This is a genomic window from Thiomonas sp. (genome assembly GCF_054608695.1).
The window spans coordinates 47,754-69,985 of record NZ_JBTRXV010000008.1; the positions used below are offsets into that span (position 1 = coordinate 47,754).

13 protein-coding genes, 1 tRNA gene and 1 pseudogene are annotated in these 22,232 nt (G+C 64.4%); 7 read left to right on the forward strand and 8 right to left on the reverse strand.

Features of this window, described 5'->3' with window-relative positions; genetic code table 11:
* Positions 1 to 45 precede the first annotated feature (45 nt).
* The 4 genes and pseudogenes from ACYCUK_RS05685 to ACYCUK_RS05700 form a co-directional block, all read right to left on the reverse strand.
* Positions 46 to 3,267: a type I restriction endonuclease subunit R gene (locus ACYCUK_RS05685; RefSeq protein WP_461593856.1), complete on the reverse strand. Its 3,222-nt coding sequence runs from the start codon at positions 3,265 to 3,267 to the stop codon at positions 46 to 48.
* Between the two features lie 414 nt (positions 3,268 to 3,681).
* A pseudogene (locus ACYCUK_RS05690) lies at positions 3,682 to 6,048 on the reverse strand (AAA family ATPase).
* Positions 6,049 to 6,102: 54 nt separating this feature from the next.
* Positions 6,103 to 7,314: a restriction endonuclease subunit S gene (locus ACYCUK_RS05695; protein ID WP_461593857.1), complete on the reverse strand. Its 1,212-nt coding sequence runs from the start codon at positions 7,312 to 7,314 to the stop codon at positions 6,103 to 6,105.
* Positions 7,311 to 8,945, reverse strand: coding sequence for a type I restriction-modification system subunit M (locus ACYCUK_RS05700; RefSeq protein ID WP_461593858.1), 1,635 nt, complete (start codon positions 8,943 to 8,945; stop codon positions 7,311 to 7,313). The genes ACYCUK_RS05695 and ACYCUK_RS05700 overlap by 4 nt, the downstream gene beginning before the upstream one ends.
* A gap of 263 nt (positions 8,946 to 9,208) precedes the next feature.
* Here ACYCUK_RS05700 and ACYCUK_RS05705 point away from each other — a divergent pair, with 263 nt between their 5' ends.
* Positions 9,209 to 10,186: a serine/threonine protein kinase gene (locus ACYCUK_RS05705; RefSeq protein WP_461593859.1), complete on the forward strand. Its 978-nt coding sequence runs from the start codon at positions 9,209 to 9,211 to the stop codon at positions 10,184 to 10,186.
* Between the two features lie 110 nt (positions 10,187 to 10,296).
* Here ACYCUK_RS05705 and ACYCUK_RS05710 read toward each other — a convergent pair.
* From ACYCUK_RS05710 to ACYCUK_RS05720, 3 genes are all read right to left on the reverse strand, one after another.
* A tRNA-Met gene (locus ACYCUK_RS05710) sits at positions 10,297 to 10,373 on the reverse strand.
* A gap of 74 nt (positions 10,374 to 10,447) precedes the next feature.
* Positions 10,448 to 11,224: an enoyl-CoA hydratase gene (locus tag ACYCUK_RS05715; RefSeq protein WP_461593860.1), complete on the reverse strand. Its 777-nt coding sequence runs from the start codon at positions 11,222 to 11,224 to the stop codon at positions 10,448 to 10,450.
* Positions 11,225 to 11,427: 203 nt separating this feature from the next.
* Positions 11,428 to 13,299, reverse strand: a complete 1,872-nt coding sequence (locus ACYCUK_RS05720) for a M61 family metallopeptidase (protein WP_461593861.1) — start codon at positions 13,297 to 13,299, stop codon at positions 11,428 to 11,430.
* Between the two features lie 261 nt (positions 13,300 to 13,560).
* Between ACYCUK_RS05720 and ACYCUK_RS05725 the strand changes: the two genes are divergently transcribed.
* Complete coding sequence (locus ACYCUK_RS05725; RefSeq protein ID WP_461593862.1) at positions 13,561 to 14,346, forward strand: EAL domain-containing protein; 786 nt, start codon at positions 13,561 to 13,563, stop codon at positions 14,344 to 14,346.
* Positions 14,347 to 14,392: 46 nt separating this feature from the next.
* On the opposite strand, the gene ACYCUK_RS05730 is transcribed toward ACYCUK_RS05725, so the two are convergent.
* Positions 14,393 to 14,746 (reverse strand): hypothetical protein, encoded by a 354-nt coding sequence (locus ACYCUK_RS05730; RefSeq protein ID WP_461593863.1) that lies wholly within the window; start codon positions 14,744 to 14,746, stop codon positions 14,393 to 14,395.
* Positions 14,747 to 14,987: 241 nt separating this feature from the next.
* Between ACYCUK_RS05730 and ACYCUK_RS05735 the strand changes: the two genes are divergently transcribed.
* From ACYCUK_RS05735 to ACYCUK_RS05755, 5 genes are all read left to right on the forward strand, one after another.
* Positions 14,988 to 16,295, forward strand: a complete 1,308-nt coding sequence (locus ACYCUK_RS05735) for a TolC family protein (protein ID WP_461593864.1) — start codon at positions 14,988 to 14,990, stop codon at positions 16,293 to 16,295.
* Positions 16,292 to 17,902, forward strand: a complete 1,611-nt coding sequence (locus tag ACYCUK_RS05740) for an efflux RND transporter periplasmic adaptor subunit (protein WP_461593865.1) — start codon at positions 16,292 to 16,294, stop codon at positions 17,900 to 17,902. Before ACYCUK_RS05735 ends, ACYCUK_RS05740 begins: the two co-directional genes overlap by 4 nt.
* Entirely contained in the window at positions 17,899 to 21,036 is a 3,138-nt protein-coding gene (locus ACYCUK_RS05745; protein ID WP_461593866.1) for an efflux RND transporter permease subunit, read from the forward strand. The genes ACYCUK_RS05740 and ACYCUK_RS05745 overlap by 4 nt, the downstream gene beginning before the upstream one ends.
* A 177-nt stretch (positions 21,037 to 21,213) precedes the next feature.
* Positions 21,214 to 21,744, forward strand: coding sequence for a hypothetical protein (locus ACYCUK_RS05750; protein ID WP_461593867.1), 531 nt, complete (start codon positions 21,214 to 21,216; stop codon positions 21,742 to 21,744).
* A gap of 156 nt (positions 21,745 to 21,900) precedes the next feature.
* Positions 21,901 to 22,104 carry a hypothetical protein gene (locus ACYCUK_RS05755; protein WP_461593868.1) on the forward strand — a complete coding sequence of 68 codons (204 nt, stop codon included), beginning with the start codon at positions 21,901 to 21,903 and terminating at the stop codon, positions 22,102 to 22,104.
* Positions 22,105 to 22,232 lie beyond the last annotated feature (128 nt).

Sequence of the window (22,232 nt, forward strand, 5' to 3'; positions counted from 1 at the left end):
CCCCATGTGCGCCATGCCGGGGGCTGAGGCATTGGCGCCGTGCGGTCAGCCCATGTATGCGCTGCGTCCGGCCCCGTAGTAATGATCGAATACATGCGCATACGCGCGCGCCAGTTTTTCGCTGCGCACGTCCTTTGAATACTGGGCCGGCAAGCGGCGCATCTCCAGCTTGATGGTCTGCATCACCGCCGCCTTGGCCTGCTGTTTCTCGCGCCAGTCCAGCACCAGCTTTTCGCGCTTGAGCGTGGCCAGCAGCTCGCGACACACGCGCTTGACCTCGGCTTGCTCGGCCTGGCTCAGCTTCGGCTCGGGCTTGGTGAGGATGTCGAACAGGGCGAGTTCCTCCTCGCTCAGGTTCTCGGCCACGGCGCGCTGTTCTTCCACGCTCAGGTCGCGGGTGAACTGCACCAGCTCGTCAAACAACTCTTCGATGTTCTTGCTGCCGGCGTTGTAGGCGTCGATCAACTGCTGGAACTTCTCGGCCAGGTCTGCGCGCATCGGGTTGATCTGCACCATCGCATCGAGGCGGCCTTCGATCAGGCGGCGCAGCTTCTCGGCCTCGGTGCGCTTGTGGCCGCCCTGGTCGAACCGGTCCTGCAACGCCTTGAAGTCGATCTCGGACAGATTGATCAGCGCCTCGGGCTTGGCCGCGGGGCCGATGTGATAACCCTCGGTGGCGATCGAATCGTTGAGCAGCGCCTCCACGTCACCCATCACGGCGCTGATGTCGGGCTGGCCGGTTTCGGCGCGGATCTTGGCGGCGAGATAGCTCACCAGCACCACCATCGGCGCCAGCTCGTGCGCCAGCGGGTCGGGCAGGATGGCCTTGAACAGCCGCGCCACCTGGCCGGCGAGACGCAGGTAGTGCTTTTTCTCGGCATCGCTGGCGAGCAAGGCTTCCACCGCCTCGTCGATCAGGCCGATGCGCGCGAAGCCCTGCGCAGCGGCGATGGCATCGAGGCTCACGCCGTGCAGCACGGCGAAGGTCAGCGCCTGCTGCAGCGCCGCGCGCAAGGCTTGCACCAGTTCAGCCTTGTCAAGAATGGGCGGGCCGCTGCGGCTGCCGGGGTTGGCGTACACCGCCAGCGCATCCTGCAGCGCACGGAAGATGCCCACGTAATCGACGATCAGCCCCGACTCCTTGCCCGGCGCCACACGGTTGGCGCGGGCGATGGTCTGCATCAGGGTGTGCGCCCGCATGGGCTTGTCGAGGTAAATCGTCGAGCAGGTCGGTACATCGAAGCCGGTGATCCACATCGCGCACACGAACACCAGGCGCAACGGGTCGGCCTCGTCCTTGAACTTCTCGTCGAGTTTTTCCTTCAGCAGGCGCTGGCGGTGCGGGGTGATGTTCAGTCCCTTCCTTGCCAGGTCTTCCACCTCGTTCTGACCCTGCGATACGACCACGGCCATGTCCGTGGTTTCCAGCAAGCGAATGCGCGCAATCAGTGCCTCGCGCGCATCGCCCCGGGCCTGCTCCAGCGCCGCCTGCAGCCGCGCGATCTCGGCTTTCCAATGCACCTGCACCTTGTCGTACATGCGCACCGCGGTGGCCTTGTCGATGCACACCATCATCGCCTTGCCACGGTAGCCGCGGCCGACGAAGTGCCGCACCACGTCGCGGGCGATGGCCTGCAGTCGATCCTCGCGGGTGATGATGTGGTACTCGCGGCCGAACTCGCGCTCCAGCTTCTTCTCCTGATCCTCGTCCAGCTCGGCGGCTTCGAGCAGGTCTTCCAGGTCGCGGTTGAGCTCGGCGTTGGTCAGCTGTACCTCGGGGATGCGGTTCTCGTAGTACAGCGGCACGGTGGCGCCGTCGGCGATGGAACGGGCGAAGTCGTACACGCTGACGTAATCGCCGAACACCTCGCGCGTGCGTTCTTCCTCGCCCGCGATCAGCGGCGTGCCGGTGAAGCCGATGAAACCGGCATTGGGCAGCGCGTTGCGCATGTTCAGCGCGAATACGTCGTACTGGCTGCGGTGCGCCTCGTCGGTGATCACGATCACGTCCGATCGGTCCGACAGTTGCGAGTAGCGTTGCCCCGGCTCGTTCCTGAATTTCTGGATCAGGGTGAAGATGTAGCGCTCGCTGCCGCGCAGCAGTTGCCGCAGGTGCTCGCCGCTGGTGGCGCGCACGTCCTCACGCGCGGTAGCGCCGGTGGCCTTGAAGGTCTTGCTGATCTGCGCGTCCAGTTCCTCGCGGTCGGTCACGACGACGAAGGTGCAACTGCCCAGCACCTTGCGCAGCACCTTCTGCGTGAAGAACACCATCGACAGACTCTTGCCGGAACCCTGGGTGTGCCAGAACACGCCCAGACGCTTGCGCTCGGCCGGCTCGCTGGCGCGCAGCTCCTGCAACCGGGCGATGGCCTGGTTCACGCCGAGCAACTGGTGGTTCTTCGCGGTCTTCTTCACCAGGCCGCCCTTGGCCTCCTCGAACAAGGTGAAATTCTCGATGTAATCGAGCAGCCGCGCCGGTTGCAGCAGGCCGCGCAGCGCGCGCTCCAGGCTCACGCTGCCGCCGGCCTCGCCCAGCACCTCGGCCTCGTCGTCCACCCGCTTCCAGTCGAAGAAGTGCTCCCAGGCGCTGGTCAGCGTGCCGATGCGCGTGTCGCTGCCGTTGCTCAGCAGGATGAAGGCGTTGGGATGGAACAGTTGCGGAATGCTCTGGCCGCGGTAGTCGCGCAGGTTGTCGTCGAATGCGCTTCTCAAAGGCACGCTGGGCTTTTTCAGCTCGATGAACACCAGCGGCAGGCCGTTGACGAAGCCCAGCAGATCGCAGCGGCGGCGGTACATGTCGCCCGCCACCCACAGTTGCGAGGCGAGGAAAAAATCGTTGTTGGCGGGCTCGGTCCAGTCGATCACGCGCAGCGTGTCCACCGTGTGGCCGCCGTGCGCGTCCGGCAGGCTCACCTTCACGCCGTCTTTCAGCAGGCGGTACAGCTCGCGGTTGGCGTTCACCGCAAGCTGCGCGCTGCGGTTTTCGGTGAGCTGGTCGATGGCCTGCGCGTAAGCCGTGTCCGGCAGGCCCGGATTCAAACGCTGCAGCGCCGCGCGCAGGCGGCGCGTGAGGATGACCTGATGCTCGCTCTCACGGCCTTCCGTGCCGTGCGTGCCCAGGGTTTCGCTGAACAGGTTTTTGAAGCTCCAGCCCAGCTCCTGCAGCAGGTCGATGGCGGCCTGCTCCACCAGCAAACCCTCGCCATAGCTGGCCGAGACTTCACGGACGGTGAGGACGGTGCTGGAGAGCTTGCGTGGGGTGTTCAAGGCTTATTCCCTGCCCGGCGAGAGCACGGCGCCGCGCAGGCCGGACACCCCTTCTGCACGTCTGGCTCGTGTAAGGATGACACGGGTTTGACTCTGATGGCGATCATGGGCGTCCTCGCGGGCGATCGGTCTCTTTACACTCTTTACAGTTTGCCATCATTGGCCGTGACTTCCAGATGCCGGGCTACGTCGCACTCGCTGCATCTTGTTATCCAACAATAAGTCATTAAAAGTCATAATCTTGGGAAACGAGATCCGACTTGGATTGGATAAATTCAAGGCTAAATGCCACCGTCGGCGGCTAATTTATCCAATCCCGCTGGCGATGATGAACTGTTGGCATCGACATCGGGTAGGTGCATGCGTGCGAGACAGCCCTTTGAACGGCGATCACGAGCACGCGGCGCGGAACGCTCATGTCACTGTCTGAAGGGAACCTGCGTTCGAAACGAGCTGTGCCATTCTCTCGTAATGCTGCCGGTCGCAGGTAAGGATCAGTTCCAGAACCTCTTGAAGGATGGCCGGAGCCTCCGACAAGACAGATAGGTCGTGGTCAGGCTCAGCCACATGGTCGTGGTGCGAGTAGGTGTGCAGGAACCGCAGGATGCGGGTCTTCTTCGCCGTGTCGTAGTCAACACACTCCAGCATCTGGAAGAGCTCACCCGACTTGTCCGGCATTCGGAAGGCCAAGAATGCCTCCAGCAGGCGGCGTGCGATGTTTGGCATCGCGTAATAGGCTTCCAGACCAGCCGCAGCTGTCTTGTGTGCTTCCTCGTAGACCCGTTTGAACAGGTAGTGGTACTCGGACTCATACTGATGCAAGAACGGATCAAGAACATCCAGTCTTGCAGTTCTTTCACCACCAACAAACTCAGTCGCGAGCATGTAGAACCGGGCAGGTTGCTGGTTCAAGTCCTTTCTCTTCTGACCGGGGAGGTTGTAGTACCAGTTCCTGACTTGCCGGAAAAAGGCGAAATTGTGCGTCAGCACAAAGAGCTGCCCGGCGGTGGCGGTTCGCTGCTTCATGAAGCCGAACGCGCTGAACAGCGAGTTGGCGTCAAGGCTGGATACCGGATCGTCGATGACGACGATCCCCGTCGCCAAGTCGAAGTCGGTGCCCTTCAACGATTTGAGGAAGTAGAGGAAGGCAATTGCCGTGCGCTCGCCATCACTCAGGTGCATAGCAGGCGTGCCGCCACGCATGATGCGGTAACCGTTTTGCTCAACCTCGAACCTCAGATCATCACGACCGAGATAAGCGGCAACCTCCCGGTTCAGCTCATCTGCCGGGCGTCGATGCTGTAGCACCTGCGTCTCCAATGCAGTGAGCTGGCGCCAGAGGTTCGCGGCGGTTTCGTGTGCCACAGACTCTTCAGTACCCGCGTCCGCAACTGCTTTCGACTTCACCAGCCAGCCCGGCAGTGCTTTGAGAACCTCATGCTGGGCCAGCTCTCGACGCGCCGTCTGGACCTCTGATGCAAACCTGTCGGTGCGCTGGTTGTGCGCCGCGATGATCACCTTCATCTGATCGAAGGCTGTCTGTCCCATGACGGAAGCAATAGAGGCCGTACCAGCCAGCATCACACCAAAAAACTTCTCAACACCGCCGGCTTGCCCATCGTCAGTGCTGACGCTTGCGATGAAACTGGTCAACTCAAAACGTTTGAACGGCTCATCGCGCTTTGCTCTCAGTGCGCGCAACAGAGCTTCCAGAGACAACCCGACAATGCCGGCCTGTTGGATCACCTTGCGCACAGCCTCCTCGTAATCTGCCCGCAGGTTCGGGTATAGCGCCTCCTTCGGTGGCATGCGCAGCGTCTGCGTGAAATTCTCGGCCGCCGTGATCTCGCTGATGAGGTGATCAACGACCAATTGAAAGCGTTTGAACTCGTCGTTGAAGTGCGCCTCAAGTTGCCGCATGCGTTGCTCAGGCAACGGCTGATCGCAAAAGCGACACTTGCTCGATGCGTGCTCGCCACTGTGCAGGCCGAGACCCGTGTTGACCCATGCGGCAACGATCGGGTTCTCGACCAAGTCGTTGATGACCGATGAGACCACAGAGCGCTCAAGCATGGCTTGGGTCCGCGTCATGAGGTCAACAAAATCCGGAAAGGAGATAGATGGCTCACTGAGCTTATCCATCAGCTTCCCGTCTTTGATCTCCAGATATCGCTTACGCTGATCGACAGTCAGCTCGTTCGGTCGCGGCTATGTGCTGGCAAGTCGCTGTGCATCGGCTTTGAAATTGGCCGCGTTGTAGTTGTTGTAGGAACCCCCACCAGCTACAGTCAGCAGATTCTTGATGCTTCTGGCCTGATCGGAGCAGTAGCCCTCAAGAGCTGTCGTCGCTTCTGCCTTCTTGCGGCTCCAGCCCGACTCGGCCTCCACCTGCGTGTTGCGTTGCTCTTTCAGCGCTTCGATCTGCTTCTGCTTTTCTACACTGTCTTCGCCAAGGTAAAAGACGGGAGGTAGCTGCTGATCCGCACTCTCGAAGACGTTGCGGATCACCGTGTCGCGGTTGAACGTCCGCACTGCAGGCAACGCAGCGCTGCCGAAGTCGGCGCCGGCTACGCGGGTTTCATCGACAAGGATTTCAACTTGCCCTTCGGTCAGCGCCTCGTGCCGCTGAACCAGGCGAAAGACGTTCGAGAGCGCGGTCTTGCCGGAGCCGTTCCAGCCGTAGATGACGTTGAACCGCGCGAAGTCCGGCAAGCCGTTTGGCCAACTGAAGTCACGAAAGATGCGATAGCCCTTGGCTTTTTGCAGTCGTCTGATCTTCATGTTCCGGTCCCTATCTCGCAGACCTGGCGATGTTCATGATGTGGCGCTGATCGCTCATGCCGCGACTCCCTGCGGCTCGGGCAGATCGGACACGTCCAGCTCACCGGAAATCAGCTTGGGCAGCAGCAGGTCACGGGTAGTGCGGAGGTTTGCAATCGACCTAACCAATGTGGCACGAAGCTGAAAAAACGGGTGAACCAACGCATCAAATTCCCTCATAATGTTTTTGGGTGGAAGTACGATCGGAATCCGATTGATAGCAGCCTGTGTGAGCTTGGGCTGTGCCGCGCCAGTGATGTACCCACGTATCGGTTGCCGCTCAAGTCTTAAATACAAGAATTCCGTGCTCGCATGCTGCGAGCCGCGAAGAATATGTGTGTGGTTGTTAGCCCAGAACTTCCCATCAGTGAGTTGGAGAACGGGGTATCCGTCCGGTGTCTCCACGCTGCCGTCTTCCGCTAGAAGCAAGTACTGGCCGTCAAACAAGTATTCGCGCACGTAGTCGAAGATCTTGGCTGCGCCGTAGTATGGGTAGGGGCCTCTGAAATCCTCACGCTCCATTTTTGAGAGAGGCCGTCGAAAGCGGTCGTGATTCTCAGCCACCGCACCGAGAGAGGCTAGCTCCCACCCCTCCGGCACCGGGCCGAGGGCGGACTCGACCATGCGGGTTTGCTCGTGGCCGGGGAAGCGGAAGCGCACGAACCATTCCTCGTAGATGCGCCGCGCCATTTCCCCCAGAATCGCGATGCGCCGCGTGTTGTTCTCGATCAGGTCGTCGTAGGCGGAGAGGATGGCGGCGATGCGGCGTTGTTGGATCGCTGGCGGAACAAGGAAGTCGAAGGTCAGCAGCTTGTCAACGCTGAGGTTGTCCTGAGTCGTTCCACGGGAGGCGTTCTGCATCCCTTTCTTGATGGTGTCGATGTAGTACTTGATGAATCGAGTATCTGCCTTGGCTGGATCTGCGATGAACCCGACAACGCTGTCAGGAAAACATCCAGGAATGCCAAGGATTGCCGTGTCCGCGATGTTTGCGGCAATCGTGATGCACAAAGTGCCCGCTGGCCACAGCTTGCTTTGAGCAAGTCCGAGTTCGCTGTAGGTCTGCGTAAATTTACGCAGATAAAGCTCAGCAGCCTTGACATCACCTGTCTGGAAAAAGGGCCACTGACCACCGTAGAGCGCAGGATCATTTCTTGGGCGATGGCGCGACTTGCCACGAGCCACCGAGCCGAGCAGATCCAACCGTAGTGACTTATGATCGGTCATGCGTAGTTCGACAAGACTTTTGAGAGATTCGCGGCTACGAGGCTCTCGAGTTCTCCGGCTTCCCCATTGAGTACTTCCAACTCTTCCTGCAACTCCTCCAACCGCTCCCTGAAATCAAACCCATCCGCCGCGCGCTCGCCCACGCCGACATAGCGCCCCGGATTCAGGCTCCAGCCCTGCGCCTCGATCTCGGCCCGCGTCGCGGCCTTGCACAAGCCGGCCACGTCGCGGTAGCGGCCTTCGGGAAACTTCTCGGCCAGCAGCGCGGCGCTGCCGGCCTCGTGCTCGGCGGCCTCGCCGCGGTACAGGCGCACGATGTTGGCGAGGAACTCCAGTTGCTCGGGCGTGAACTCGCGGATGGCACGGGTGATTTGCTTGAAGAAGGGGCGCGCGTCGATGAACAGTACCGTGTCGCGGTTGCGTACCCTCACCCCCAACCCCTCCCTTGGGGGCTTCCGTTGGTCGTCTCCCGGGGGGAGAGGGGAGATGGCGCGTTTGCTCTTGTCGAAAAACCACAGTGTGCAGGGCAGGGTGACGGTGTAGAAGAAGTTGCTGCCGACGCTGACGATCACGTCCACCGCGCCGCCCTGGATGAGCTTTTTGCGGATCTCCAGCTCGCTGCCGCGCGCGTCGCCGGCCGAGTTGGCCATGACGAAGCCGGCGCGGCCGCTGTCGTTGAGCGCGGCGTGGAACAGTTGAATCCACAGGTAGTTGGCGTTGTCGGTGCTGGGCAGGCCGAGGGCGAAGCGGGCGTCGTCCTTGAGTCGGTCCTTGTCCACGCCCGACACATTGAACGGCGGATTGGCCATGACGAAGTCGAAGCGGCCGGTGATGTTGGTGCCGCGCCCGGACACGGCCTTGTGCGGGTCTTCGTAGTAGGTGTTGGATTCGCGGATGTCGCCGGACAGGCCGTGCACGGCGAGGTTCATCTTGGCCAGCTTCACCGTGTCGGCGGCCTTCTCGGTGCCGAACACGCTAAGCTCGGTGGTGGCGTTGCGGCGGTGGCGGCGCACGAATTCGGCGGACTGCACGAACATGCCGCCCGAGCCGCAGGCCGGGTCGAAAATGCGGCCATGAAACGGCTGGATGATTTCCACGATCAGCCGCACGATGCTGGTAGGCGTGTAGAACACGCCGCCTTTCTGCCCTTCCTTGAGCGCGAAGTTGCCGAGGAAGTATTCGTACACCTTGCCGAAGGCGTCGCCTTGCAGGTCCAGCGGGGCGAGCAGGCGCAGCAGTTCCACCAGGGTGGCGTTGGGCAGCGCGTTGTAGCCGCGCGGCAGCACGCCGCGCAGTTCGGGGTTGTGGTCTTCGACCAAGGCCATGGCGTCGGCAATGGCCCGGCCGAGATTCGCGCCTTCGGTCAGGCTGAGCAGGTGGGAGAAACGGGCTCGTTCCGGCAGATAGAGCACGCCCTCGGCCTGGTAGTCCATGGGCTCGCGCTCATCGGGCGGGATGCCCTTGGCCGCAAGCACCGCGCCGGTTTCGGTAAACCGCTTGTCGGCATAGCGCAGGAAGATGAGCCCGAGCACCGGCGTGGAAAACTCGGCAGGCTTGAGTCCGGTGTTGGCCCAGAGTTGATCGGCAGTCGCCCACAGGCGGTTTTCTACAGCGACGAGGTCGGATGCCATGCGTTGGGCGTGTGTTGTTCGGATGGGGGGGTGCGGCTTATTGTTGCATTGCGCCGAGCCTTCGGTGCCCGCATCAAGGCAGGCGGCTGTGCCGCTTGGCGAGAGAGTGCCGACGTTGAGCGGGTTGAGCACAGCCCGGCGCTTGGGGCATTCGGTTATCTTGCTGCGAGCAATGCAAAGTCGGAGTTCAGGGTGCTGGGACAAGACACTGGCTCGTTCTCTCAACCGCCCAGGCTCTGGCGCACCTCTGACCATCAAGAAACGTGAATCCCGACACCGCTTATGCCGACCTGACGCCCGATTGCCTACTCAACGCGATCGACAGCCTCGGCACGCGTTGCGATGGCCGGCTGCTGCAGTTGAACAGTTTCGAGAACCGCGTCTACCAGGTCGGGCTCGAGGACGGCAGCCTGCGCATCGCCAAGTTCTACCGGCCCGGGCGTTGGAGCGATGCGGCCATTCTCGAAGAGCATGCGTTCACCCTCGAGCTCGCGGAGCGGGAGATTCCCGCTGTACCGCCGCTGTCGTTCGGCGGGCAAACGCTGCACCATGGCGAGGGCCATCGCTTCGCGCTGTTCGCCAGGCAGGGCGGCAGGCCTCCTGACCTCGAGCGAGAGGAGACACTCGAATGGCTGGGGCGTTTCCTCGGCCGCATCCATGCGGTCGGTGCAAGCTGCGAGTACCAGGCACGGCCCTCTCTCGACATCCGGAGCTTCGGTTTCGAGCCGCGCGATTTCCTCGTTGCCGGCGACTGGCTGCCCGAGGAATTGCGGCCGGCCTGGATCAGCGTCGCCGACCAGGCGCTCGATGGTGTGAGCCGCGCCTACCAGCGCGCCGGCGACGTGCAGATGCTGCGGCTGCATGGCGACTGCCATGCCGGAAACCTCCTATGGACCGACGACGGCCCGCATTTCGTCGACTTCGACGACAGCCGCAGCGGACCCGCGGTGCAGGATTTGTGGATGCTGCTCTCTGGCGACGCGGCGGACATGCGCCGCCAGCTCTCGGCGCTGCTGCGCGGCTACGCGATGTTCCGCGCGTTCGACGACCGCGAGCTGCATCTCGTCGAAGCGCTACGCACGCTGCGCCTGATCCACTACAGCGCCTGGATCGCCAGCCGCTGGCACGACCCGGCCTTCCCCGCCGCCTTTCCCTGGTTTGGCAGCGCCCGCTACTGGCAGGACCGCATCCTTGAGCTGCGCGAGCAAGTGGCGCTGATGCAGGAACCGCCGCTGGTCTGAGCGGCCCCAGGGCCAAGCCCAGCCCGCCCCCCGTGGGGGTCAACAAAACTTGGGGCGGCGCGGCGCAAAAAGAAAAGGGGTGACGATTTCTCGTAACCCCTTGAATTTGCTGGTGGCGCTTCAGGGACTCGAACCCCGGACCTGCGGATTATGATTCCGTCGCTCTAACCAACTGAGCTAAAGCGCCAAGCCGTTGATTATAAACATAGCGACGCACCACCTGGAAGCAAGGCGCGCAGCGCATCCCAGCGAGCTTCGAAGTCAGCGATTCTCGAAATGTGGCGCGCGCTTTTCCAGAAAAGCGGCCATGCCCTCCTTCTGGTCGTGCGTGGCGAACAGGCTGTGGAAGCTGCGGCGCTCGAACAACATGCCCTCGGACAGCGGCGCCTCAAAAGCCCGGTTGACGCATTCCTTGGCCATCATCACGACCTGCAAGGGATGGCTGGCGATGATTTGCGCCGCGCCCAGCGCTTCGCCGAGCAGTTTGTCGGCAGCAACCACGCGCGACACCAGGCCGGCACGCTCGGCCTCGGCCGCATCCATCATGCGGGCGGTGAGCACCAGATCCATGGCCTTGCCCTTGCCGACCGCGCGCGGCAGGCGCTGGGTGCCACCGGCGCCGGGGATGATGCCGATCTTGATTTCGGGCTGGCCGAATTTGGCGTTGTCGGCGGCGATGATGAAGTCGCACATCATCGCCAACTCGCAGCCCCCGCCCAGGGCGTAGCCGGCCACAGCGGCAATCACCGGCTTGCGCATGGTGCGCAGGCGCTCCCAGTTGCGGGTGATGAAGTCCTGGCGATAGGCCTCGGTATAGCTCTTGTTCGCCATGGCGGCGATGTCGGCGCCGGCGGCGAAAGCTTTGTCGCTGCCGGTGAGCACGATGCAGGCGATGGCGTCGTCGGCATCGAACGCCGACAGCACCGCGCCGAGTTCATCCATCAACGCGTCGTTCAGCGCGTTGAGCTGTTTCGGCCGGTTGAGGCGAATGAGGCCGACACGGCCCTGGGTTTCAGTGAGCAGGTGCTCGTAGGACATGGCGAGTTCCGTCTTGGGGCTGGCAATGCCGCAAGCATAGGACGGAAACCGGTGGCGCTTGCGGGGTGCGCAACCGCGCCTTGGCGGGTTTGATCTGCGCAGCGGAACAGGCGCTCGAAGTCGGCTTCGGTGCAGCGCAGGGCCAAGGGGCCGACGGTGCCGGCTTCAAGCGCAAGCCAGCTTCAGCAGCATGCCGGCACGACTCAAACCCCCAGCCAGCGTTTGCGCCGCAGCGTGGCACCGGCTGCGGCAGCCGGTGCCACGCTGAGCGCCACCGGCCCTGGCGCTGGCGCTGGCCCTGGCGCTGGAAGCATCGCCTGAAGCTGCATCAGGCGTGCATCGCGCATGACATGCGCCTGCCAGGCATCACCCGCGCGCCCGCGCGCATGCAGGCGCTTGAGTTGTTCCGGGCTGGCGCGCTGGCCGTTGATGGCAAGCAGGATGTCGCCGGGCGCCAGGCCCGCCTGCTCGGCCCAGCCTCCGGCCAGCACCTGTCGCACCTGCGGCCAGCCCTGCGCATCGTCGAGCCGCAGCCCCAGGCTGCTGAGGGCGTCGGGCTTGCCCTGGCTCCAGCGCACACCCACGCTGGCCAGCAGGCGCTTGAGCGGGAGTTCGTCGCGGCCATGCACATGGCGGGCAAACAAGCCGCGCAAATCCAGGCCGCTGACTTCGCGCACCAGCGCGGGCAAGGCGTCCTCGGGCACACCCTGGCCATGCAAGGAAGCATCGTCACGGCCGTAGCGCTGCCACAGCAGACGCATGACATCGTCCAGCGTGGTTTGGCTGCGGCTGCGCAGCGTCAGGTCCAGCGCCAGGGCGAACAAACCGCCCAGGGTGTAGTAGCTGACGGTGGCGTTGGCGGTGTTCTCGTCGGGCCGATAGAACTTGATCCAGGCGTCGAAACTGGCATCGGCCAGGCTTTGCACCTGCCGGCCCGGCGTGGCCTGCACGGCGTTGATGGCACGGGCCAGCAGGTCGAGGTACTGCTGCGGCTCGATCAGCCCGGCGCGGCGCAGGATGAGGTCGTCGTAATACGAGGTGAAGCCCTCGAACAGCCACAGCAGGCCGGTGGTGTTTTCGCGCTCCAGGTCGTAGGGCGTGAGGGCTTGCGGGCGGATGCGCTTCACATTCCAGGCGTGGAAATACTCGTGACTGCACAGGCCGAGAAACTGACGATAGCCGGCGCTGCGCTCGGCGCCGTCGCGGGGATGCGGCAAATCGGACTCGGCACATATCAGCGCGGTGCAATCGGCATGCTCCAGGCCGCCGTAACCGCTGGCGGTGGGTGCCAGCAGAAAGGCGTAGCGCTTGAACGGGGCGCGCGGACGTTCCGGCTCGAACAGGGCGATTTCGGTTTCGCAAATGCTCTTGAGATCGGCCCTGAGTCGCTTCGTGTCCACCTCGCCGCGCAACCGGTCCGCATGGGCGATGACCATTTCGTGCGGCGTGCCATGGGCGCGAAACTGCAGGCGCAGCAAGCGGCCCATTTCCACCGGATGGTCGATGAGCCGGTCATAGTCGCTGGCCTGATACAGGCCGAAGCCGCGCGCGTCAACCTGCGCGGCAGGCAGGGTGGTGGCCACGCTCCAGTCGGGCTGTGACGCGGGCGGCAGAATGTGCAGCGCGTGGGGCTTTGCTTCCCAGCCGGCCGCAGCCAGCAACAGGCTGGACGGGTTGAAGAAAGCGCGCGTGGCATCGAGCCAGGCGGTGCGCACCGAGGCGTCGCGCGCATACACCGTCCAGCTCAGTTGCAGCGGCCCCCGGCATGGCGCGGCGCGCCAGCGGTTTTTGGCCACCTTGCGCAAGGCCACCGGTTTGCCCTGGCAACGCGCTTCGACCCGCAACACATGCCGGGCGAATTCACGCACCAGATAGCTGCCGGGTATCCACACCGGCAGCCAGAACTCCTGGCCCTGGGGGTCGGGCGTGGCCAGCCGCAGCTCCACGGCGAACAGGTGGGCGCGCATGTCGTCCATGCGCACGCTGTAGTGCGGGCCTTCTGCGGCCGCGTTCGCCGTGGCCCGGGCCACGGCGGAACGAGGGCGAGATGCAGGAATTTTGGCGGTCTGGGGCATGGGCGTTGGTGGCGTCGGACGTCTTTGTAGCGGTGCTCGATCCCTGGAGGCTGGCGGGGCGAAGCCATGCGGCTTGCACGCGGGTTGGCGATGGCGGCGCGGCAACTGTGGGCAACCACGGCATGCCTCCTGAATCCCTGCATTGTTCGCATCTCGCCACGATTTTGCGCAAGAGCGCATTCTGCTTTGCGTCCAGCCTTCGAAACCGGCGGTGCCATGCTAATCTGGCCGGACATAACGCGAGAGGCCGACAGGAAAGCCATGGAACGTGACGTGTTCAGCGAAATTGCCATCCATGCCGGCACGGGCTCTCCCTCGCTCGCGTATCAGCCCCAGGTGCAATATCCGGGCGGCGAAATCGTCGGCCTGGAAGTGCTGTTTCGCTGGCGTGCCGACACCGCGCCCAAGCGCCATTCCCCACTCACCTTCCTCCCCCGCCTGTCGCCGTCGCAAACCAGCGAGCTGTTTTTCTGGGTGGTGGACGAGGCCGTGTCGGAAGCCCGCGTGCTGTCGAACTGGACCGGCTGGCGCGGCTATATCTCGGTGAACATCGAGGCCGACCAGCTCGGCGACCCCGACCTCGTGCGCCGCATCGACCAGGTGCTGCAGCGCAACCAGTGGCCGGCCAATCGGCTGATCATGGAGGTCACCGAGCGCCGCCCGATTCCAGTGTTCCCCAGCGTGCTGCGCAACATCACCGCCCTGCAACAGGCCGGCATCCTGATCGCGATGGACGACTTCGGCGAAGGCTACGCCTCGTTCGAATACCTCAAGCGCCTGAGCCCGGCACACATCAAGATTCCCGCCGGTTTCACCACCGAACTGAACACCGATGTGCGCAACCAGGAAATCGTGCGCTCGCTGGTCGCCCTGGCGCAGCGCCTGAACATCATGATCGTGGCCGAGGGGGTTGAAACCCAGGAGAATGCCGAAGCCCTGCACACCCTGGGCCTGCGGGTCATGCAGGGCTATCTGTTCGGCGAGCCGCGCGAACTGGAAGACTGGGCCCAGTTCCTCAAGCAGACCGGTAAGATCACCACGGCTTGAGCGACTCGGCAACGCGACTCGACACCGCGATTCGGCCGAGGAGTCGTCACCCCCGATTGACAAGCCTGAACGCATCGCTAAGATACTCCCACCTGGTTTTCGCCCCTTTGCTCCGATCCAAGTCCATGCAATCCTTTCGAACGTTCCCCCGCATCTGGGCGTTGGTCTGTGCATTGGTATTTTTGCCTTGGACGCAAGCGGCAATGGCCCAGGCGGTCGTCCTTCCAGCCTCTTGCTGCGAAGCGGCGCCGGCCATGGCTTCCATGCCCATGCAAGGAGCCAGCCAGCTCATCGCGTTGGCCAATCCAGCCAACAGGCAGGTCGAGCGTGCGTTTTGCCAGGCGGCCTGCAGTAACCTGAGCGCCGCCATTGCAGCCAGCCCGACCAGGAACTTGGTCACACCCCATGCGGCGCTGGTCCAGCGCGTCGTGCTGCTGCAAACCCTACCCAGGCCGCCTGCCCGGCAGTCCCTGCGGATCGAGTCGCCACCTCCCTCCAAGCCGCCTTTCCTCGCGGCTCGCCTCCAAGTTTGACCCCTTCGGCAGCACCCGTCCCGGTGAACCTTCACCGGGCGGTGTTCGTGTTCGCCTTGCGATCAGCGCTGCGGTCTTGCAGCGTTCCATCCGCCGAAGAGGAAAGCGATGTCCCTCATCCTGCAGTGCCGCCGTGCGCAAGCCCGGCGGTTGTCATCCGTCTGGTCTGAACGCCCGGCGGCCATCCCCGTTCTTGTCACGCTTCTACTGCTCGCCGGCCTGGCCGCACCCGCCCAAGCCGCGCCCCTGACCCTCGGTGCCGCCGAGGCCCAACTGGCGCGGAGCAACCCCAGCCTGGCCGCAGCCGCGCAGCGCATCCGCGCCATCCAGCACCAGGCCGCGGCGGCCACGCAGTTGCCCGACCCACATGTGTCGTTCGACGCGGTCAACCTGCCCACCAACAGCTTCTCGCTGACGCAGCAGAGCATGACCATGCTCAGCGTCGGCGTCAGCCAGAGCTTTCCGCCGATCGGCAAGCTGGCCCTCGAAGGTGACAAGCTGCAGGCGCAAGCCTCGGAGCAGCACTTCAACCGCGAAGCCAAACGCGCGCAACTGGTTCTCGCCTTGCGGCGCGCCTGGCTTGCGGCGGTGTACACGCGCCAGGCCATGGCGGCGGTGCAGCGGCAGCAGTCGCTGGCGCGTGAGAACGTCGACGCGGCCATGGCCAGCTACCGCTCGGGCAACGGACCGCAGAGCGATGTGTTGCGCGCCCGTCTCGCCGAGGACGAACTGCGCAACGACCAAAGCGCGCTCGCCGCGGATGAAGCGGCGTCCCTGGCCGACATTGCCCAGGCACTCGGCAGCGATCAAACGCCGGAGATCGATCCTGACTGGCCGAGCTTGTCGCCAGGCGCGACGGCTCCCGAGCAAGCGCCCCCGACCCAGCCGCTGCTGCGCATGGCCCAGGCCAAGGTGCGGATCGCCCAGGCTGGCGTGCAGGTGGCCAAGAAGGATTTCCTGCCGGAGATCACGGTTGGCGCCTCCTACGGCAAGAGCTTTTTTCCGGGCTCCCCCAACTTTTTCTCCGCCGGGGTCTCGATGAACTTGCCGATCTTCTCCAGCCATCGGCTGGATCAGGAACTCGACAGCGCCCGCGCCCAGGTGATGGAAGCCCGCTATGACGAGCAGGACCAGCGGCTGGCCTTGCAGCAGCAGATTCGCACCGCCACGGCGCGCATGCGCAGCCAGCAGGAGAAGTGGCAGCGCATGCGCACGCACATGCTGCCGCTGGCGCATGCGGCGTACGACTCCACCCTCACCACCTACAGCAACGGCCGCGCCAGCATGAGCGACGTGCTGAAGGCGCAGCAAGCCGTTTTTGCCCTTGAACTCCAGACCCTGCAACAGCGCCGGGATCTGCTGGCCACCCAGGCCGAACTCGACTACCTGACAACGCCTTCGGAGCAGCAGCCATGAATTTGCGAACCTTCACTCTCGGCCTCGGCCTGTTGCTGGCCGGCATCGGCGCGGGCCTCTGGAGCAGCCGCTGGCTGCCGCACGGCGCCTCGGTCCCCGAGACGCCGAACGCCGCGGCGGCCCCGGCTTCCGCAGCAGCTTCCGCAGCAGCGCCGGCAAGCCGCCGGGTGCTGTATTGGGCCAACCCGATGAACGCCGCCATCCACTCCGACCACCCGATGAAGGACAACATGGGGATGGACTATGTCCCGGTCTACGCCCCGGCTGCGGCGCCGCAGCGCCGGGTGCTGTACTGGGCCAGCCCGATGAATCCGGCGATCCATTCGGACCATCCGATGAAGGACAACATGGGCATGGATTACGTGCCGGTCTACGCCCAGGCCGAAGCCGGTGCGGCCGACAACGGGCTGCGCATCGACCCGCGCCAGACGCAAAACCTGGGCGTGCGCCTGACGGCCGTGCAGATGCGCCCCATGGGCCAGGCGATCCAGACTGTGGGCACCGTGGCGGTGGACCAGAACCGCGTCACCACCGTCACCCCGCGCTTCTCCGGCTGGGTCGTGCATCTCAAGGTGCGTGCCGTGGGCGACCCGGTGGCGCGCGGTCAGGTGCTGGCGGAGATTTACTCGCCCGAGCTGTACAGCGCGCAGCAGGAATACAGCATTGCGCGCCGGCAAGCCGGCGCGGCCGGCGGTCATCCCGACAGCCAGGGCTTGCTGGCCGCGGCCAAACAGCGCCTGCTGCTGCTGGGCCTGCCCGAGGCAGCACTCAAGCAGTTGGAGGCCTCGGGCCAGCCGATGCGCGACGTTCCCATCCTGGCGCCCGAGAGCGGCGTGGTGACGGCGCTCAATATTCGCCAGGGCAGCTATGTCTCGTCGCAGAACAGCCTGTTCGAGATCGCCAATCTGGATCGGGTCTGGGTCAATGTGGCGCTGTACGACTACCAGATGCCGTGGGTGCGCCTGGGCGACGGCGTGCAGCTCCAGCTTCCGGCCTACCCCGGCAGGAATTGGGATGGGCGCTTGAACTTTCTCTACCCCACGCTGGACCCGCAAACCCGCACCATCACCGCGCGCCTGAGCTTCGCCAACCCCGGCGGCATTCTGCGCCCGGGCATGTATGCCAACGCCACGGTGCAGGCCCAGGCGCAAACCGCGCTGGCGCTGCCGAGCAGCGCAGTGCTGCGCACGCAAGATGGCGATTACGCCATGCTGGCGCAGGCGGGCGGCCACTTCCTGCCGGTGCAAGTTGCACTCGGCCCGGAGGCGAACGGCTGGGTGGTCATCGCCCGAGGGCTCAAGGCGGGTGACCAGGTGGTGGAAAGCGCCCAGTTCCTGCTGTACTCCGAATCGCAGTTCCAGTCGGTCAAGGCGCGCATGCTCGGTGGTCATGCCGGCGCGAGCGGCATGCCCGCCACGGGAGCGATGCCAGGCATGCCGCCAGCGAGCGCCCCGCAAGCCGGCGCTGCTGGGCCAATGACCCCGCGAACGGTCGCACCAATGGCCGCACCGACGGTCGCACCACCCGCCACGCCAGCAGCCGCACCGCCGCCCGCCGCCGGGTCGATGGCCGGGATGAACATGGCCCCTGGCCGGAGCGCCCCATGATCCGGCGGCTCATGGAGTGGTGCTTCGAGAACCGCAGCCTGACGGTGATCGGCGCGCTGATGCTGCTGGCCGCGGGCATCCTGGCGGTGCGCAACACGCCGCTGGAGGCCATCCCCGACATCTCCCCCACCCAGGTCATCATCAAGACCTCCTACCCCGGGCAGGCGCCGCAGGTGGTGCAGGATCAGGTGACCTATCCGCTGGAGACCACCCTGCAGTCGGTGCCGGGCGCGCGCGCGGTGCGCGGCTATTCGATGTTCGGCGACTCCTTCGTCTACGTCATCTTCAAGGACGGCACCAACATCTACCAGGCGCGCAACCTGGTGCTCCAGTATCTCAGCCAGGTGCAATCCAAACTGCCGCCCGGGGTGACGCCGGCGCTGGGGCCGGACAGCTCGGGGGTGGACTGGGTTTACATGTACGCCCTGACCGATACCGGTGGCACGCAGGACCTGAGCCAGCTCACCACCTTGCAGAACTGGTTCCTCAAGTACCAGTTGCAGGGCATCCCGGGGGTGGCCGAGGTCGCCACCGTCGGCGGCATGGTGAAGGAATACCAGGTGGTGGTGAACCCGCAGGCCCTGCTGGCCTACAACCTCACCCTGCCCCAAGTGGAGGATGCCATCCGCGCCGCCAACGGCGAGACCAGCGGCTCGGTGGTCGATCTCGGCGAAGCCAGCTATATGGTGCGCACCACCGGCTATATCCGCTCCTTGCGGGATCTGGAGAACGCGCCGCTGGCGGCGCGCGGCGGAGTGCCGTTGACGCTCAAAGACGTCGCCCGCGTGCAGTTCGGGCCGGAGCTGCCCAACAGCGCCGCCGACCTCAACGGCGAGGGCGCGGTGGTCGGCGGCATCGTGATGATGAACCAGGGCTCGAACGCCGATGCCATCATCCGCCGGGTCGAGGACAAGATCCGCGCCATCCAGCCCTCGCTGCCGCCGGGGGTGAAGATCGTCACCACCTACAGCCAGGCGCCGCTGATCCAGCGCGCCATCCACACCCTCACCGAGAAGCTGCTGGAAGAGTCGCTGATCGTCGCCCTGGTGTCGTTCCTGTTCCTGCTGCGCGCGCGCTCGGCGCTGGTGGCCATCGTGTCGCTGCCGCTGGGCATCCTCGCCGCCTTCCTGGTGATGTGGGCGCAGGGCATTCCGGCCAACATCATGTCCCTGGGGGGCATCGCCATCGCCATCGGCGCGATGACCGACGCCGCGATCGTGATGATCGAGAACATGCACAAGCATATGGAGCAGGATCCCGGCGCCGATCCCTGGATGAAGGCGCGGGTGGCGGCATCGGAAGTCGGGCCGGCGCTGTTTTTTTCGCTGCTGATCATCGCGGTGTCGTTCCTGCCGGTGTTCGCGCTCGGCGGCGAGGAGGGCAAGCTGTTTCGGCCCCTGGCCTTCACCAAGACCTATGCCATGGCCGCGGCCGCCATCCTGTCCATCACCCTGGTGCCGCTGCTGATGGCGTGGTTCATTCGCGGGCATATCCGCCCGGAGGGGAAGAACCCCTTGAACCAGGTGCTGATCTGGCTCTACCGCCCCTTGATCCACGGCGTGCTGCGGGCTCCCTGGGTGGTCATCGTGCTGGCCTTCGTCGCCGTGGCCAGCCTGTATTTCCCCTGGAAGCATCTCGGCTCGGAGTTCATGCCGCCCTTGAACGAAGGCACCCTGCTCTACATGCCGGTGTCGCAGGATCCGTCGATCTCCATCGGCCAATCCGCCGCGATCCTGCAGCAGAGCGACCGCATCATCAAGACCTTCCCCGAAGTGGAGAGCGTGTTCGGCAAGGCGGGCCGGGCGCAGACAGCGACCGACCCGACGCCGATCTCGATGTTCATGACCGTCGTGAACCTCAAAGACCGCAACACCTGGCCGGCCGGCATGACCACCGCCAAGCTGATCGAGAAGATGAATCAGGCGCTGCAGATTCCGGGGGTGTCGAACACCTGGACCCAGCCGATCAAGGGCCAGGTGGACATGCTGACCACCGGCCTGCAGACGCCGCTCGGCATCAAGGTCACCGGCAGCAACCTCGACACGCTGAACCGGCTGGGGCAGGAGATCCAGGCCGCGCTGCAAACCGTTCCGGGCACCCAGAACGCCTATGCGGCGCGGGCCACCGGCGGGCGCTACATCGTGGTCGACACCAACCGGCTGGCAGCCGCCCGCTACGGCCTTTCGGTGGCGGATGTGAACCGCCTGGTCGAGACGGCGATCGGCGGGCAGATGCTGTCCACCGCCGTCAACGGCCTGGAGCGCTTCCCCATCAGCCTGCGCTATCCGCGCGAACTGCGCCAGTCCTTGTCCACGCTGATGGAAAGCCGCATCGCCACGCCCGAGGGCAGCCAGATTCCGCTGGCGCAGGTGGCCACGCTGCGCATCGAGGGCGGCCCGCCCATGCTCACCAGCGACAACAGCCGCCTGAATTCCTGGGTGTACATCGACCTCAAACCCGGCACCAGCATCGGCGGCTACGTCGCCGCGGCGCAAGCGGCCCTGGCACAGAAGGTTCATCTGCAGCCCGGTTTCACGCTCGACTGGGTTGGGCAGTACCAGGCGCTGGAGCAGGCCGTGCAGCGCCTGAAGATCGTCGTGCCGGCGGTGATCGGCCTGATCGCGCTCCTGCTGTATTTCAACTTCAAGAACCTCACCGAGGTCGCCATCATCCTGCTGACCCTGCCGCTGTCGCTGGTGGGCGGATTCTGGTACGTCGATTGGCTGGGCTACAAGCTCTCGGTGGCGGTGGGCGTGGGCTTCATCGCCACCGCCGGGGTGGCCTCCGAGTTCGGCGTGGTCATGCTGCTGTATCTCGACGCGGCGCTGGAGCGGCGCAAGATTCACGACCGCCTCAACACCTGGGACGACCTCAAGCAAACGGTGGTCGAGGGCACCTTGCTGCGGCTGCGGCCCATGGCGATGACCCTGACCATGGTGGTCGGCGGCCTGCTGCCCATCATGTTCAGCGAAGGCGCCGGTGCCGACGTGATGAAGCGCATCGCCGCGCCCATGGTGGGCGGCATGCTGACGGCTGCCTTGCTGGCGCTGCTGGTGATTCCGGCGGTTTACGCCCTGTGGCAGAAGCGGCGCCTGGGGCTGGGCGCAGGCCCCCGCCAGGAGGCAACCCCGTGAAGCCCAGGACCTTGCGGCCATCGTTTCCGTCTGCGACCCGAACTCAGGAAAGCCCATTGCAGTCCAAGTGGGACGGACTTCCGAGGCCTGCAGCGCCAACGGCAGCGGCCCGAACAAGCCCGTCAGCGCCATGCCTCTTTTATCGTACATCCCCTTTGCTTCAACCTGGAGACCATCATGCAACGTCGCTCTTTCGTGACCACTCTTATGGGTTTTGTTGGAACCGTCGTGGGCTACTTCACCGGACGTGGCGCCCCGCCCGCCCAGGCCCAGGGGATGATGGGGGGCGCAATGATGGGCGGCATGATGTCGCCGGGGAATATGAACGGGCCCATGCGCACCGGCATGGAGCTGTTCGAGCGCCACGAACTCATCCGCCGCGAAGTCAAGGAACTGCCCAACGGAGTGTATGACGTGACCACCTCGGCCGACCCCGCCACCGCAGCGCTGATCAAAGAGCATGTGGTGGACATGTATGCGCGGCTGGCGCAGGACCGCCCCTTTCCCTACCCCATGAGCAATAGCGTGCCGCAGATGTTCGCCAACCCGACCAAGTACCAGCGCAAGCTCGACATCCTGCCCGATGGCGTGGCCGTGACCGAGACCTCATCCGACCCGGAGATGGTCGCCGTGATCAAGGCGCACTCCCGCGAACTCGACCGCTTCGCCAAGGAGGGCATGCCGGCCATGATGCGCGGGATGATGTGATGCGTGCATTCGCGGCGCCATGCAGAGATGGCCGGAACGGTCTGCATGGCGATCCTGGCGAGGCGAAGTCTTCCATGTGGGGTTGCCACAGCAGCCAACCCCATGTCTTGGCTGCTGTGTCAGCGCTGCTGCATTTCAATCTTCTGGAGAATTGCCATGAAAAAACTGTTGATCGTCATCACCCCCCTGCTGATGCTGGGCGCCGCCTATCCGGCGTTTGCTGCGGGCAACAATGGGGTGCAGACCCGGGAGGCGCAAATTCAGGCCTGCTTCCGGATGCATTATCAATTGATGGACAGGCCCGCCGTGCGCAATCCGCTGGACTGCTGGAGGACGCATGGATTTTTGATGAATCCGTGACCAGCCTCGCGGCATATGCCCGCATGCCGCATGGGCCGGACTGACCAAGTTCGAAGTCATGCCACCAACCAAGGTCCTTGCTGACGCCCATGAAAAAGCCCGCGATTGCGGGCTTTTTCATGGGCGCG